General features: G+C 60.0%; 14 protein-coding genes. 3 read left to right on the top strand and 11 right to left on the bottom strand.

The features are described from left to right. Positions 1–14 precede the first annotated feature (14 nt). Entirely contained in the window at positions 15–1,487 is a 1,473-nt protein-coding gene (locus NCS67_RS20970; RefSeq protein WP_250436403.1) for an amidase, read from the top strand. Positions 1,488–1,501: 14 nt separating this feature from the next. Here NCS67_RS20970 and NCS67_RS20965 read toward each other — a convergent pair whose 3' ends face one another. Beyond that, positions 1,502–1,903, bottom strand: a complete 402-nt coding sequence (locus NCS67_RS20965) for an H-NS histone family protein (protein WP_250436402.1) — start codon at positions 1,901–1,903, stop codon at positions 1,502–1,504. Between the two features lie 296 nt (positions 1,904–2,199). Beyond that, positions 2,200–2,640, bottom strand: a complete 441-nt coding sequence (locus tag NCS67_RS20960; RefSeq protein ID WP_008347795.1) for a DUF3331 domain-containing protein — start codon at positions 2,638–2,640, stop codon at positions 2,200–2,202. A 459-nt stretch (positions 2,641–3,099) separates the two neighbouring features. On the opposite strand from NCS67_RS20960, the gene NCS67_RS20955 reads away from it, so the two are divergent. After that, positions 3,100–3,369 carry a DUF1488 family protein gene (locus NCS67_RS20955; RefSeq protein WP_008347794.1) on the top strand — a complete coding sequence of 90 codons (270 nt, stop codon included), beginning with the start codon at positions 3,100–3,102 and terminating at the stop codon, positions 3,367–3,369. A 9-nt stretch (positions 3,370–3,378) separates the two neighbouring features. On the opposite strand, the gene NCS67_RS20950 is transcribed toward NCS67_RS20955, so the two are convergent. Genes NCS67_RS20950 through NCS67_RS20940 form a run of 3 tightly spaced genes read right to left on the bottom strand, consistent with a single transcriptional unit; the run spans position 3,379 to position 7,340 of the window. Further along, positions 3,379–4,638, bottom strand: coding sequence for a c-type cytochrome (locus NCS67_RS20950; RefSeq protein ID WP_250436401.1), 1,260 nt, complete (start codon positions 4,636–4,638; stop codon positions 3,379–3,381). 10 nt (positions 4,639–4,648) lie between these two features. Next, positions 4,649–6,883 carry a xanthine dehydrogenase family protein molybdopterin-binding subunit gene (locus NCS67_RS20945; RefSeq protein WP_250436400.1) on the bottom strand — a complete coding sequence of 745 codons (2,235 nt, stop codon included), beginning with the start codon at positions 6,881–6,883 and terminating at the stop codon, positions 4,649–4,651. A gap of 1 nt (position 6,884) precedes the next feature. Beyond that, positions 6,885–7,340: a (2Fe-2S)-binding protein gene (locus NCS67_RS20940; RefSeq protein WP_008347788.1), complete on the bottom strand. Its 456-nt coding sequence runs from the start codon at positions 7,338–7,340 to the stop codon at positions 6,885–6,887. 707 nt (positions 7,341–8,047) lie between these two features. Here NCS67_RS20940 and NCS67_RS20935 point away from each other — a divergent pair. After that, positions 8,048–9,172: a VIT1/CCC1 transporter family protein gene (locus NCS67_RS20935; RefSeq protein ID WP_250436399.1), complete on the top strand. Its 1,125-nt coding sequence runs from the start codon at positions 8,048–8,050 to the stop codon at positions 9,170–9,172. Positions 9,173–9,292: 120 nt separating this feature from the next. Here NCS67_RS20935 and NCS67_RS20930 read toward each other — a convergent pair whose 3' ends face one another. From NCS67_RS20930 to NCS67_RS20905, 6 genes are read right to left on the bottom strand one after another with little or no spacing between them, the layout of a single operon-like run. Next, positions 9,293–10,363, bottom strand: coding sequence for an alcohol dehydrogenase catalytic domain-containing protein (locus NCS67_RS20930; RefSeq protein ID WP_175980628.1), 1,071 nt, complete (start codon positions 10,361–10,363; stop codon positions 9,293–9,295). Positions 10,364–10,404: 41 nt separating this feature from the next. After that, the gene (locus NCS67_RS20925; protein WP_008347780.1) at positions 10,405–11,151 is read right to left on the bottom strand and encodes an SDR family oxidoreductase; all 747 of its coding nucleotides are present in this window, start codon (positions 11,149–11,151) and stop codon (positions 10,405–10,407) included. Positions 11,152–11,161: 10 nt separating this feature from the next. Beyond that, on the bottom strand, positions 11,162–12,142 hold the full coding sequence (locus NCS67_RS20920) for a sugar-binding transcriptional regulator (protein WP_008347778.1): 981 nt from the start codon (positions 12,140–12,142) through the stop codon (positions 11,162–11,164). A 34-nt stretch (positions 12,143–12,176) separates the two neighbouring features. Beyond that, positions 12,177–13,028 (bottom strand): carbohydrate ABC transporter permease, encoded by an 852-nt coding sequence (locus NCS67_RS20915; protein WP_008347776.1) that lies wholly within the window; start codon positions 13,026–13,028, stop codon positions 12,177–12,179. Positions 13,029–13,039: 11 nt separating this feature from the next. After that, positions 13,040–13,969: a carbohydrate ABC transporter permease gene (locus NCS67_RS20910; protein ID WP_235366216.1), complete on the bottom strand. Its 930-nt coding sequence runs from the start codon at positions 13,967–13,969 to the stop codon at positions 13,040–13,042. Positions 13,970–13,997: 28 nt separating this feature from the next. After that, positions 13,998–15,368, bottom strand: coding sequence for an ABC transporter substrate-binding protein (locus NCS67_RS20905; protein ID WP_008347772.1), 1,371 nt, complete (start codon positions 15,366–15,368; stop codon positions 13,998–14,000). Between the last annotated feature and the right edge of the window lie 77 nt (positions 15,369–15,445).

Genomic DNA, 15,445 nt, shown 5'->3' with positions numbered 1-15,445 from the left:
TTCACGACATAGCCATGACCGCACTCGACGCAAAGTCCGTCTCAACGCCCGATAAGGATATTGTTTCGCTCGAAGCTATCGCGCTGACTCGAGCAATTCATGCGCGCGACGTCTCGTGCGTCGAAGTGATGAACGCCTATCTAGCGCAAATCGATCGCTTCAATCCTGTCGTGAATGCGATCGTTGCGATGCAGGATCGCGATGCACTACGCTCTCTCGCCGCCGAGCGCGATGCACAGCTATCCCGCGGAGAGAGCCTTGGACCTCTGCATGGCTTTCCACTAGCGCCCAAAGATATCCTTCCCGTCGCGGGAATGGTCACGACGAAAGGCTCTCCTCTCTATGCAGGCGAACTTTCGAAGATGGACGCCGTCATCTTCGAGCGCATGCGCAACGCGGGCGCGATATTCATTGGCCGCACTAATTCGCCGGAATTCGGCTTGGGCGGACATACCTATAACCCGGTGTACGGGACCACGCGCAACGCCTTCGACCAATCGCGTTCGGGCGGCGGAAGCAGCGGCGGCGCGGCGGTTTCCGTCGCGTTGCACATGCTGCCCTTCGCGGACGGCACCGACATGATGGGCTCACTGCGCACGCCCGCTGCATTCAATAACGTCTTCGGCTTTCGCACGACGCCAGGATGCGTGCCGTATGCGCCAAGCGACGACGTCTTCTTCCAGCAATTCAGCGTCGCCGGGCCGATCGCGCGAACCATTCCCGATCTGGGACTATTGTTGTCGGTACAGGCCGGCTTCGACGTCCGCGCGCCTCTTTCACGCAGAAACGACAAGCCCGCCGACTTCGCGAACGCGCTCGAGCGCGATGTGCGCGGCACGCGTATTGGCTGGCTCGGCGACCTGAACGGACATCTGCCGATGGAAGCGGGTTTGATGGAGACGTATTTATCCGCGCTGCGTCACTTCGAAACGGCGGGCTGCATCGTGGAGGCTGCCGATATCGACTTTGATCTCGACTGTCTATGGAAAGCCTGGATCGATTTGCGCAGCCTTACCTTCTCCGGCACCAATGCGCCGCTTTATCGCGACGCCGCCAAGAGAAAGTTGCTCAAACCGGAAGCGGTATGGGAGATTGAACGAGGTCTGAAGTTATCGGGAGAAGATGCGTCCCGTGCAATTCGCGATCGGACGGCCTGGTATCAGGCAATCAATGCGCTATTCGATCGTTTCGACTATCTCGTGTTGCCTTCGGCGCAGGTCTTTCCGTTTGATGCGGACTTGGACTGGCCGCATGTTATCGACGGCCGCGAGATGGATACCTACCATCGCTGGATGGAGACCGTCGTTCCGGCGACGATGGCATCGCTGCCCGCGCTAAGCGCGCCAGCCGGATTGGGTGCCGGCGGCTTGCCGGCCGGATTGCAAATCATTGGACCGACGCAAGGCGATCTTGGCGTATTGCAGATCGGGCTTGCTTATGATCGGGCAAGCGGTTTTTCCCGCGTGCGCAGTCCCTTGCTCGCCTAAGCCTTCCCTTACCTTTAGGCAGCGGCGTTCCGTGCACTCTTTCTTTTGCGCGCGCCGTTCTTGCTGGCAGCACCATTGATCAGATACACGCTGCGGTCAGGCGCATCCTTGATCCAAGCGGGCGGACGAGCATGTCCGCTCCAGGTGGCGCCCGATTCCGGGTCGCGATATTTCGGCGGCAACTTGGACTTGGTCGCTCCTTTTCTGCAAACGGCCGATTGACCAGAACCCGCAGGACGGCCGCGTGTTTTTCGCGTGCCTGAACCGGCCTTGGCGAGATCGGCAATGGTCAAGCCGAACTCGTCCATCATTGCCCGAATTTTGGCGATGACCTCGATCGACTTTCTTTCCCGCAATACATCCGCGCGACGCTGCAATTTCTGAATCTGGCTTTCCAACTGTGCCAATGTGGCCATAACTCCTCCCATAGATTTCTGCAAGCGGCGAATGGAATGAGCAATGTGATGCGTCCGCACGACGCACGATTGCCATCCTTTGCAGATCTTATATGGATAACGCCCAAGCCAAGCGCTCTTGCAAGAAAAACGCAGATGTCGTTAGCGCGCTCGCAGATACACCTGAACTTGAACGAGCTTGGTCATCGTCCGCTCATCAGACGATACGCGATATCGCATCCCTTTGAATCATCAAGGCAGGTCGCGCGTGGCCACAGACGCGTGCTTCGCGCACGCGTCTCGCGGACGAAAGCCGATCACTCGGAAACGAGGCTCGCTTCCTGTTCAGCCGGAGTGAGCGCAAGCGCCAGAATCATTGCGCCGCTATTGAGCGGGACCGAACTGCCGACACGCCTCGGCCTATAAACAGGCTGTCCGCGCCTGATCGCCTGACCGCTCAGGGCGCACGTTCCGCGCTTGCGGGCAGTGCAAAGGGCCCAGACCTGCTCCGAGTAATTGAACGACGTGGGATCGTGCCAGGATAGCGAGAGCGTCGATTCGCTCAAGCGCTCCAGCACGCGAATATTGACGCAATGCCCGTCGGTGGATCCGATGCATGCGGTCTTGCCTTGGACATTCCGTACGAGCGGTCGTGTCATCAGTGAGAGCTTCTCGTTCGCTTCCGAAGGGCGGTTCGGAAGGCTGTCGAGCATTGCCAGGGTACGGCTCCAGGGATCCATCAACGATGGATGCTTCATGTTCCGCTCCTGCTGGCGACAACGCCCGCCGCAACAGAAGCCGCGTGAACGTTGCCGGTGAAGTTCCGGGAATGCGCCGCACGACCCGCTTGCTGATGCGGTGTGCCGCGCCGCTTCCGATGATCGTTCCTAGAGTAGTACACCTGAGCATGCTTTTCTTTTCATTTTTCATGGACATTCATGGACAACCGCGCCAGTCTTGCCGGTATGGGATCTCGCGCGGCGTCGAATCCCGCAGGTTGCACCTCAGACTACTCCGCAAATCTTTAACGTCGGTGAACGCCGAATACGAACGTTCGATTCATTCCTATGAAGTTTGTCCCCGCGTTGGAACCGCCTTGAAGCGAAAAACGCCTGCTTCTGGCCGTTTGCGCACGTTTCGCGCTCATTCGAGGATTCGCGAGTTCACCAAATTCTGACACAATAAAATTCAGCGAAACGTATCTCTCCTGTCGAACCATGACGAGCAAGCTCCTGATCCATGCCACTATTTCGGCGGACCGCGCCTCCGTCAGCTTCGTCGCGTTCTCTCGCGAGCAGGCCATTCAATGCAACATCACGCGCAAGGCGTTGGAACAGTGCTTTTGGGCACCGACAGGAGCAAGCGACGAGCGCTTGCTAAAAGCCCTGAGCGATGGTTATGAGCGCATCAGTGCACGTGTGCATCGCAAATTCCTCGCGCATCCATCCAGTTCGATTCACCTGGATGTCATCGATTTTTCTTCCTGACCCATACACTCACTGCGTCGCCTTGCGCATCTTCGTCACGTCCGATGCCTGCACAGCCGGCGTGCCGTTGTTCCACGCGCCCCGGATGAAAGTAAGTACGTCCGCGATCTGCTGATCGTTCAGCACGGGTGCATAGCGCGGCATCGGGTAAGGCGCGGGCACGCCGCCGATAACCAGATCGCCGGTGCCGTTCAGCGTCACGTTGATCAGCGACGATGCATCCTTTTCCAGAACGTTTGGATTGCCCGCGAGCGGCGCAAGCATGGGTGCGAAGCCACGGCCGTCCGCACCATGACAATGCAAGCAATAGGCGGTATAGACCCGCGCTCCCGAATCCGATGCGGCCGGACGCGACAAGGACACTTTCGTCGCTTTGGGATCATATGAATAGCGCGGTCCACCATTGCCCCCCGACGCGGGCAACGACTTCAAATAGCGCGCCATCGCGGCAAGATCGTCGTCACTCAACATCTGCGTGCTGTTGTTGACGACGCTCGTCATCGAGCCCAATGCAGACGCGTGCGCGTTCGCGCCCGTCTTGAGAAAGCTGGCAATGTCCTGCTCCGACCAGCGCCCGAGGCCGGTATTGTGCTCGCCCGTCAGGTTGGAAGCGAACCAGTTATCGAGCAAGCCGCCCGTCAAATAGGCGCTATTGCTTTCGTCGAGTCCTTTTTCCTGAAATGCGATGCCCCGCGGCGTGTGGCATGAGCCGCAATGTCCGAGTCCCTGAATGAGATAAGCGCCACGATTCCACGCGACATCCTTTCCGGATTTGTTCTGATAAACGCCCTTTTCCAGAAAGACCGCGTTCCATAGCTTAAGCGGCCAGCGCATATTGAGCGGCCATTTCATGTCCGGCTCACGATTGGGCTGCTTGACGGGTGTGACGCCATGCATGAAATACGCGTACAGCGCATGCATGTCCTCGTCGTTTATCTTTGCATAAGAAGGGTAAGGCATCGCCGGATAAAGGTTATGCCCATCCTTCGCAACGCCCTCGCGCAAGGCGCGCGCGAAGTCCTCTTCCGTGTAGCGGCCGATTCCCGTGTCCGGATCGGGCGTGATATTGGTCGTATAGATCGCGCCCAACGGCGTCATCATCGGCAAACCGCCTGCGAGCGGCTTGCCTTTTTGAGTCGAGTGACAAGCGACGCAATCGCCTGCTCGCGCGAGATAGGCGCCACGCGTGACGAGTGCATCGTCGGCTGCATGAGCCGAGGACGCCAATGCAAACAGCATCGCAAAGAGAGGCTTGAATGCGTTCTTCATGACGGGCTCCTCAGGCGCTACGCAATTGATCGCCTACGGGCAAGCGCCTCAATCGCTTGCCCGTTGCGGCATGGATCGCATTCGTGATAGCCGGCGCAAGCGCCGCTGTGCCCGGTTCGCCGATGCCGCCAGGAGCTTCCGTGCTTTTGACGATATGCACCTCCACCGGCGGCGTTTCGTGAATGCGCAGCATTCGATAGTCGGTGAAATTGCTTTGTTCGACGCGTCCGTCCTTGATCGTGATTTCGCTATAGAGCGCGGCGGTAATGCCGAATATGATGCCGCCTTGCACTTGCGCTTCAACCGTATTGGGATTGACGACCATGCCGCAATCGACGGCGCACACGATGCGATTCACCTTCACCTCGCCGTCTTTGTCGACAGCGACATCCGCGACGATGGCGAAGAAACTGCCGAATGCGTGCATCACCGAAACGCCGCGCCCTTGTCCCTGCGGCATGGATTGCTGTCCCCAGCCCGCCGCCTGCGTCGCGACATCGAGCACGTTGCGTGCGCGCGGCGACTTGCCAAGCAGATCTCGCCGATACTTGACGGGGTCGACTTTCGCCTGCACGGCCAATTCGTCGATAAAGCTTTCCACGACGAACGTGCCACGCGTCGGTCCCACGCCGCGCCAGAATGCGGTGGGCACGTCATGCGGTTCGAGCCGCACATAGTCGACGAGCTGATTGGGCAAGTCGTATGGAAGATCGGATGCCACTTCGACGGCATCGGGATCGACCCCATCCTTTACTGCCGGCGGCGCAAAACGCGCAAGCACAGACGACCCGACGATGCGATGCGTCCATGCAACCGGCTTGCCGTTGGCATCGAGTCCCGCAGATAACTTGTCGTAATAGCACGGCCGATACATGTCGTGCTGAATGTCTTCCTCGCGCGACCACGTTACTTTGACCGGAACGCCGAGCGCCTTGCCGATCTTGAGCGCCTGCGTGGCCATGTCGAATTCGAGCCGCCTGCCGAAGCCGCCGCCGAGCAAATGGTTATGCACATGAATCTTTTCCGCAGGCAAGCCAGTCGCTTTCATTCCGGCATCGCGGATACGCGTGGGCACTTGCGTGCCAAGCCAAATATCGCACCCATCCGGGCGCACGTGCACCGTGCAGTTGATCGGCTCCATCGTCGCATGCGCGAGAAACGGCTGAACGTACACCGCATCGACGCGCGTCTTCGCATTGGCAAACGCATTGTCGACATTCCCTTCCTTACGCGCCACCGCGCCCGTGCGCTGCGATGCATTGGCCATGTCGTCGACGATCTGCTTCGTCGATACGTTGGCGCTCGCGCCTTCGTTCCATTGAATCTGCAAGGCAGCCGCGCCGCGTTTGGCGGCCCATGTATGATCGCCGATCACCGCGACGCCATTGTCGAACTTTACGATCTGACGCACGCCGGGAATCTTCTTCGCATTGCTGTCGTCGACGGATGCGAGCGTTCCGCCGAACACGGGGCAATTCACGATCGCTGCATACACCATGTCGGGTAAGCGCACATCGAGACCGAACATTGCAGTGCCATCGACCTTCTCTGGCGAATCGAGCCTTTTCGCCGGCGTGCCGACGATCTTGAAGTTATTCGGATCCTTTAATTTGATGTCTTGCGGAACGGGCAATTTCGCGGCCGCTTCGGCGAGCTCGCCATAACTCGCGCTACGTTCTCCCGATGCATGCATAACCTTGCCGCCTTGCGCCTGGCAAGACGATGGATCGCATTTCCATTCCTGCGCCGCCGCCGCGACGAGCATCATGCGTGCGGCCGCGCCCGCTTTGCGTAACGGCTCCCACGCATAGCGCACGGACGTCGAACCGCCTGTCAATTGACCGCCCAACAGCGGGTCCGTGAAAAGTTTTTCGTTCGGCGGCGCATGATCGATCGTGACGCTATCGAGCGGCACTTCGAGCTCCTCGGCTATCAACATGGGCAACGCGGTATAGACGCCTTGTCCCATTTCGACCTTCGGCATGATGAGCACGACCTTGCCGCTCTTGTCGATCTGCACGAACGCGTTCGGTGCGAATACGCCTTCTTGCGCGGACTCGACGCCATCGCCTCCGATAACCGACTTGCCTTTGCCCTGATCCTGGCTCGCGGCCGGCAAGCTGAAGCCGATCAGCAATCCGCCGCTTGCAGCGACGCCGGCGGTCACGCCGAACTTCAGAAACGTGCGGCGCGACAATCCCGCGCGAGCCGCATGACGCCCCGCCTCGATCAATCCTTGCGACATGTCACGCCTCCTTTGCGGCCTGCTTGATGGCGGCGCGAATGCGGTGATAAGTGCCGCAGCGGCAGATGTTGCCCGCCATCGCGGCATCGATATCGGAGTCGTTGGGATCGGAGACTGTCGCGAGCAATGCCGCGGCGGACATGACTTGTCCAGACTGACAGTACCCGCATTGCACGACATCGAGCGAACGCCAGGCCGCTTGCACTTTCTTGCCGGCGGGTGTTTCGCCGATGCCTTCGATCGTCGTCACCTTGCGATCGCCAACGGCGGCAATCGGTAAAACGCATGAACGAACCGCGACGCCATCGAGGTGAACGGTACACGCACCGCATTGCGCAATGCCGCAGCCGAATTTGGTTCCTGTGAGTCCTACGATGTCGCGCAATACCCAGAGAAGCGGCATGTCGGGTGGCGCATCGACCGAATGATTCTGGCCGTTAATGGAAAGCGTGGTCATGAGCGCTCCGGCTTTTTGAGTGGTTTCAGCGGATATCGCAAATAGCCGACTGTGTGGGGCGCCAGTCGGTTTTAGGCATCGGGATTGTAGCGCCGCTTTAAAAATCGAGCTTGGATCGTGTAGCGCCTGCGGATAGCTTCGCTAATACGCATCGATTTGGTGCGCGGCCTTGAAGTAGTTCTTTGATTGCCTAAAACTCCGACTGCTCGCTCATTCGATTCTTTTGCTGGCCTGGGCTCGGATTCGAAGTGGATAAGTGCAAAGGACAGTTAGTTGCATCGCTAATCGATTGATACCGATTGATACCTTCGCCTAGCGTCGGCATCGCGTCTCTTCCGGCTGGCGCTACACCAACATCGAAGCGCTTGAGGCGCGCATCGGCATCGCCTAACGGACACGGCAATACCGCATAGCCGGCACCCGATGCGCACATCGTTGCCTGCGCATCGCGATTGTTGCTGCCGAAAACGATCTTCGCTTTAGGCGAAACACGCTCCTCGCTGCCGCGCCGAACGTACCGCTTCGCGCAGTCGCGAGAAAGATTCGCACGTCGCTCCATTCGAGATTCAATCAAGCCCCATCTAAACAATGACGACGATGAGACGCGATTCAATTCTCACTCAGCGCGCATCGTAGGGCTATTAGCAACGCGACATGTCGTTCGTCTTTACTCTTGAATCAACGAGACGAACGATAAAGGTGACGTCATGGCGTCCCAGACAGAACTCAAGCGCTTTACCTCCAATCTCGCGGACGAACTCGACAGCGCCGCGCTCTACGACACGCTCGCACGAGCGGAAAAGCAGGACGACAAGCGGCGCGTTTATGCCGAGCTGGCCGAAGCGGAGCGCCGTCATGCGGACATATGGGCCGCGAAATTGCGCGCGAATGGCGTGTCCGTTCGAACGCATCGCATCAGCGCAAAAACGCGGATCATGCGTACGCTCGCACGCGCGTTCGGACCGGACTTCGTGTTGCGCTCGGTCGCCGCAAACGAAATGGCCGATCGCGATAAATATGCCGGCCAACCCGATGCCGCGCAGATGTCGGCGGAAGAGCGGCATCACGCGGATATCGTGCAGGAAGTCGCGAGTCGCAGCAAAGGGCTGAGTAAAGGCAGTGCGATCGCAGCGGCCGAGTCGTGGCATCGCGGCGTCGCATCGGGCAACGATTTACGTGCCGCAGTGCTCGGCGCGAACGACGGCCTCGTGTCGAACTTTTGCCTCATCATGGGCGTCGCGGGTGCAGGCAGCGATAGCAAAACGGTCCTGCTCACGGCGTTCGCGGGACTCATCGCGGGCGCGGCATCGATGGCGCTCGGCGAATGGCTCTCTGTCACGAATGCGCGCGAACTCGCGCGCACGCAAATCGCGCGGGAGAAGGACGAGCTCGATCATATGCCCGACGCGGAGCGGCATGAGCTCGCGCTCATCTATCAGGCAAAGGGCATCGATGCAGCCGAAGCGAAACGCGTCGCCGCGCAAATCATGCGCGACAAGGACAAGGCGCTCGACACGCTGACGCGCGAAGAACTCGGCCTCGATCCGCGCGAGTTGGGCGGCAATCCCTGGACGGCCGCGCTCGCATCGTTCACGTTGTTCGCCGTGGGCGCGATCATTCCGGCCATCGCCTTTCTTTGGGCAAGCGGTACGGAAGGCATCGTGCAATGCATCGTTTTGAGCGGACTCGGGCTTGCGGGCATCGGCGTGTTCACGTCGCTGTTCAATGGACGCGGCGCGCTGTTTTCCGCCGTGCGACAAGCGTTGATCGGAATGATCGCGGCCGCTTGCACATATGGAATCGGCAAGTTGCTGGGCGTGTCGCTTTCGTGAACGATGCGCCATGCAATGCAACGCATGGCGCATGGTTTTCACATCATCAGATCCTGAACGACTCGAACGTCTCCGGCGCGAACGCATGCATCGGAATCGCGACGCGCACGCCGGCAGTCGTTACGGCTTGAGCAGCACCTTGATCGAATCGAGCGAATTCGCGATCCTGATGGCTTCGTCCCACTCGTCGAGCGTGAAGCCATGCGTGACGATGCCCTTCGACGTGACGAGTCCGCGCGCGAGCAGATCGATCGCGATCGGATAGCAATACGGTCCGAGATGCGCGCCGCGCACGTCGAGCTCCTTGCGATCCCCGATGATCGACCAGTCGACGGTTGTATCCGCGCCGAACACGGAGAACTCGACGAAGCGGCCGAGCTTGCGAATCAGCTCCAGTCCTTGCGTAACGCCCGCAGGAACGCCGGTCGTTTCGATATATACGTCGCAGCCATAGCGATCGGTGATCGAGCGAATCGTTTCGAGCGCATCGTCGGTCTTCGGGTTGATCGTGATGTCCGCGCCGTACTCGCGCGCCAACGCGAGCCGCTCTTCGACGAGATCGATCACGACGAGCTTCTTCGGCGTCTTCAGATGCGCGACTTGCGTCATCATCAGACCGAGTGGCCCCGCGCCCGCGATCACAACGACATCGCTCAACTGGATATCGCCGCGATTTACCGTATGGATCGCGCACGCAAGCGGCTCGATGATCGCCGCATCTTCCAGTGAAATGCCGTCCGGAATCTTATGCACGATCGCCGTCGGCGGAAAGCGCATGTATTCGGCCATGCCGCCATCGGCGACTTCGCGCTGGAAGCCGAAGATGTTATGCACTTCGCACATCCAGTACTCGCCCGACTTGCAATAGCGGCATTTCGCACAAGGCACGATTTGCTCGGCAATCACGCGATCGCCCTTCTTCACGCCAAAATGTTCTTCCGCGCCCTCGCCCAGTTCTTCGACATAACCGAAGAACTCGTGTCCCGGAATGACCGGCGCCTTGACCCACGGATTCGGGCCGCCCCAGAACATCTTCGCGCCCGACCAGCATTTGCAATCGCTCGCGCAAATGCCGCATGCCGCAATGCGGATCACGAGTTCGTTTCTCGCCGCGCTCGGGCGTTGCACGCGTTCGACGCGATAGTCTTTCGGCGCGCGGCATACGATCGCGGTCATCTGTGAATCGGCCATTACAAGTCTCCGGTGTCGTTGATTGAATCGCGAAGCTAATCTCAGCGCGCCTGAAATCCGCCATCGACCAACAGGCTCACGCCGCTGACCATGCTCGAATCGTCGGAAAGCAGATAGGCAATCGTGCGCGCGACTTCCACCGGCTCCACGAAGCGGTTCATCGGAATGCGCGCAAGCATCGGTTCGGATTTGGCGGGATCGCTCCACGCTCTTTCACCCATCGGGGTCATCGTGACGGTCGGGAGCACCGCGTTCACGCGTATGCCGTGCGGGCCGAGCTCGTTGGCCATGACGCGCGTCATCGCGTCGAGTCCGCCTTTCGATGCGCAATACGACGCGTGCAGCGCGAAGCCCACATTCGCCGACAGGCTCGATACGTTCACGATCGAACCGCCCGCGCCACGCGCGATCATGTTCTTCGCGCACTCTTGCGCGACGATCATCGCTGCGCGCACGTTGACGTTCATCGTCAGATCGAAGGCTTCGACGGTCGTATCGAGAAACGGCTCCAACACCGCGATGCCCGCGTTGTTCACGAGCAGATCGACGGGCTGAACGGCGCGCGCCGCTTCGCGTGCGGCGTCGGCATCGGCGAGATCGGCGGCAATGATCTCGCAACCCGTCTCCTTCTTCAGCAGATCGAGATCGGCTGCGCTGCGGCTCAATGCAATGACACGCGCGCCACGCTCGATCAGCAGATGAACCGTTGCATGACCGATGCCCTTGCCCGCCCCCGTGACGAGCACGGTCTTGCCCGCGAATTCGCGATTTCTGTCGATGGTCGTCATGGTGTCGTCTTCAGGGCTCGTCGCACAGGCGTCTTGCGGTGTCCTCGTCGGTCACGAGCACGGATGGATAACGCCCGCGCAATGCCGCGCGCGTGACATGAAATTTCTTCTTGCCGCCGCTCACGAGAATCACGCGTTTGATCTTGCGCAGGTCGTCCAGCGTGATCGCCACGGTGCGTCGATTCAACGGATGATCGATCAGCTCCCCGTCTTCATCCATGAAGTGGCCGAGCATGTCGCCGACCGCGCCCGCCTTCTGCAACGTGCGCAATTGCTCCGGATTGTCGATGCCGTATGTCACGACGAGCGATTCCGTCAGATCGCCGCACGTCAGCAAGGCGAGATCGGCACTGCGCGCGAGTTCATAGGTCTCGCGCACGGTTTCTTCCTGCAGGATCACGTCGCGCGCTTTCTGGCTGCTCACGTAGATCGGCGCGGCGAACAGATAACTGTCGGCGCGGCAGATGTTCGCGAAGTCCGACACGATATCGAACGTATTGATACTCGGGCAATGCGACAGCCCGCCCTGCAGCGACACCGCCGACACCGCGCCGTACGTGCGCTGCGGCAGCGCGCGCAACACGGCGCGGATCGTGCGGCCCCAGCCGAGGCCGATAGTTTGCCCTGCAACTATCTGCCTCGCGAAGTACGACGCCGCGCCGATGCCGAGCGCCGCATTGTTCGCCTCGTTGTTCGCGCCGCTCGGCACGACCACCGCGCATTCGAGGCCGAAGCGTTTCGCGAGCGCTTCTTCCAGCGCGACGCATGGCACGATCTTGCTATTGATCGTGATCTGCACGAGGCCGGACTCGCGGCTCGCCGCAAGCAGCCGGTTCACGCGCACGCGATTGCTGCCGATGCGCTGCGCGATTTCCTGCTGCGTCAGATTGCCGACGTAGTAATGCCACGCGACGCGCGCCTGCAGTTCTTCTTCCGAATCGATGGAATCGTCCGCTTCCGCGATGGCGATGGGCGGTGCGCTCTTGCTCATGTTGTCCTGTTGTTCAATGAAAGGCCGCGCGATTTTATTTCACCGCGCCCATCGTGAGCCCTTGCACCAATCGCCCGGACACGGCCAGCGCGAACACGACCATGGGCAGCACGATCAGCGTGCCCGTCGCCATGATCTCGCCCCAGGGCAATTCATAACCGCTCATGTAGCTCGTCGCCGCAACCGGCGAGGTAATCGCGTCGCTGCGCGTGAGCACGAGCGCATATAGCAGATCGTTCCACGAGAAGATGAACGCGAAGATCGCCGATACGACGATGCCCGGCATCGCGAGCGGCAGATTGATGCGCCAGAACACGCGCCACGGCGATGCGCCATCGAGACGCGCGGCTTCGTCGAGCTCGACGGGAATGTTGCGGAACTGGTCCGTGCAGATCCATACGACGATGGGCAGCGAGAACGTCAGATACAGCAGGATCAGCACGATATGCGTATCGACGAGATCGAGCTTCGTCGCGATCAGAAAGAACGGCACCGCGAGCACGACGGGACTCACCATGCGGTTCGAGATGAACCAGAACCAGAGGTCTTCCTTGCCGCGAAATTCGTAGCGCGCGAGCGCATAAGCGGCTGGCGTGCCAAGCAGGATGGCGAGGACGGTCGTGCTGCTGGCGATGATGAGCGAGTTCAGCAAACTGCTCGCGACGTCATGTTCGAACAGTGCTGCCGAGTAGTGATGAAACGTCGGCGAGAACAGCCATTTCGGCGGGTACGCGAGCGCATCGGCCTGACTCTTGAGGCTCGTCGTGACCATCCAGTAGAACGGAAACACCGACGACATGAACACTACGACGAGGCCCAGAAAGTGCCATACAGTAGCGCGTTTTCTTGCCGCGCGTGCGCGCTTTGCGCGTTGCGTGCCTTGCATGCCTATCGAACTCACGCGGCCTCCCGATACACGAAGCGAATATAGAGACGCGACAGCACGATCGTCAGAATGAGCAGGATGATCGCCTGTGCGGAAGCCATGCCCTGATCGAAGAGACGAAAGCCGACGCGCTGGATATAGACGCTGATGAATTCCGTCGCGGCGCCGGGCCCGCCGCGCGTCATCGTGAAGACGGCGTCGAACATCTTCAGCATATCGGCGGAACGAAGAATAAGAATCGCAGTGAGACCCGGAAGAAGATACGGACGCTGCAGGTGCCACAAAATCATGCTCCACTTCGGCGTTTCGAGGCGCGCTGCTTCTTCGGCTTCCTTCGGCACCATCGAAAGCCCGGCGAGCAGGATCAGCGCGCAGAAGGGCGTCCATTGCCAGATATCCATGATCATCACGGAGACGAACGCGAGCGTCGGGTCCGCAAGCCAGTCCTGCGGCGGAATGCCGATGAGACCTGTCAGATAGTTCGCCACGCCGAACTGCCGATTGAAGATCAGGCGGCCGATGAGCCCGACCACCGCATACGTCGTCGCCATCGGAATGACGAGACTCACGCGCGCCGCCGCCCGCATCCACGGCAGCTCCGTGCGATGCAACAGCAGCGCTGCAAAGAGCCCGAGCGCGACTTCGATCGGCAAGGTCACGCACAGGAACAATGCCGTGCGTCCGAGCGCTTCCCAGAAGGTCGGATCGGTCAGCGTCGCGATGTAGTTATCGACGCCGACGAACGGCGTGCCCGAGGCCAGGTCCGCGAGCTTGTATTGATGAAACGAGTTATAGAGCGCAAGCAGCAGCGGATAGATGCCGATGATCGCGAGCGCCGCGATCGCGGGTATCAGGAACCAGAAGGCGGGCGAACGCGGCAGGACGCCGAAGTAGCGCGCGGGCTTGCGCGGTCCGCGCGCATGCATTACAGGTGATGCCATTCGATCGCCTCCGGTCCCGTGAACAGAATTACTTCAGCAAAGGCTTCTTGCCGTCGTAATAGCCCGCTTTCTTCAGGATGTCCTCGGTCTTCTGACCGATGGTCTGCGCGCCCTCCTTCACCGTCACCTGGCCGAGCATCATCTTGCTGCCCCATTCGCCGATGACTTCCGAAATCGCCGGCCACTCCGGGAAGCGCGGACGATAATCCGGCACGCCGCCCTGCCACGATTCGACCATCGGCTTCACGAACGGATACTTGTCCTGCACGGCCTTGTCCTCATAGATCGCCATGCGCGCCGGCACGCCGCCCGCTTCGAGATAAGGCTTCGCCATGGCTTCGGACGTGATCCATTGAATGAAGAGCCACGACGCGGCCTGCTTCTTCGCATTCGACTTCGCGTTCACTGCAAGCGAGAAGCCGCCGAGCGCGGGCTTAAGTCCGGCCGGTCCCTTCGGTTCGGTGGTGATCGCGAGACAGTTGCCGATCTTCGACTTGCTCGGATCGGTGAGCGTGGGATAGAACGCGGACCACTCGGTAATCATCGCGACCTGTCCTTGCGCAAGCGCGTTGACCGCTTCGGCGTGATCGAAGTCGACGATGCCCGGCGGCATGTACTTCATCAGCTTCTGCCGATATTCGAGGCCCGCCTGCGATTGCGGCGACATCAGATTCGACTTGAACTTCGCATCGAGAAGCGACCCGCCGTTCGGCCACAGCACGCGCATGAAGCTATCGGCCGACTGCGTTTCGCCTCGCCGCGATTGCAGCGCGAACGCGAACTTGTCGCCCTTCGTGAGCTTCGGCGCGTAGGTGTTGAGCAAGTCGTCCCAGGTCTTCGGCGGCTCGTCGAAGCCCGCGTCCTTCAACATGCACTTGTTGTAGAACATCAGGCCCGAGTAGTTATCGAACGGCAGGCCGTATGTGACCTTGTCCCACGAGCCGAACGAATCGAGCAGGATCGGAAAGAAGCCCTTCAGGTTGAGATTCGGATCCGCGAGCTTCGGATCGTCGGTGAACTTCTTGATCGGCACGAGCCACTTGTTGCTCGCGAATTCGCCGATCCACACGACGTCCACGAGCACGATGTCCTGGTCGCCGCCGCCGACGAAGTTGAGCACTTCCTTTTCGCGCGTATTCTCATAGGGAATCACTTCCCAGCGCACCTTGATGCCCGTTTCCTTTTCGAACTGCGGAATGAGTTGCTGCGCGGCCTTGTAGCCGGGACGATCGAGAAAGATAGCCTTGATCGTGGTGCCCGAATACGGCTGCGCCGCTTCCTTCAGAGTCCAGGCCTGCGCGTTCGATGTTGCGAACGCCGCGCTCGCCGTGAGGAGCGCGACTGCCGCGGCGTGTTTGATCGGACCGGCTTGCATGGCCGGAATGAAGCGCTTCTTCATGCCTGTCTCCTTGGTATTTTTCGAGCGGATACGGCTTCTCTGGTGCGTTCGTTCGTGATCTTTGGTGCGCGTCGTTT

Source organism: Caballeronia sp. ATUFL_F2_KS9A, from assembly GCF_023630765.1.
GTDB classification, from domain to species: Bacteria; Pseudomonadota; Gammaproteobacteria; order Burkholderiales; family Burkholderiaceae; genus Caballeronia; species Caballeronia zhejiangensis.
Note: the sequence above shows the minus strand (reverse complement) of the source record. Positions and strands in the feature narration are given on the sequence as shown.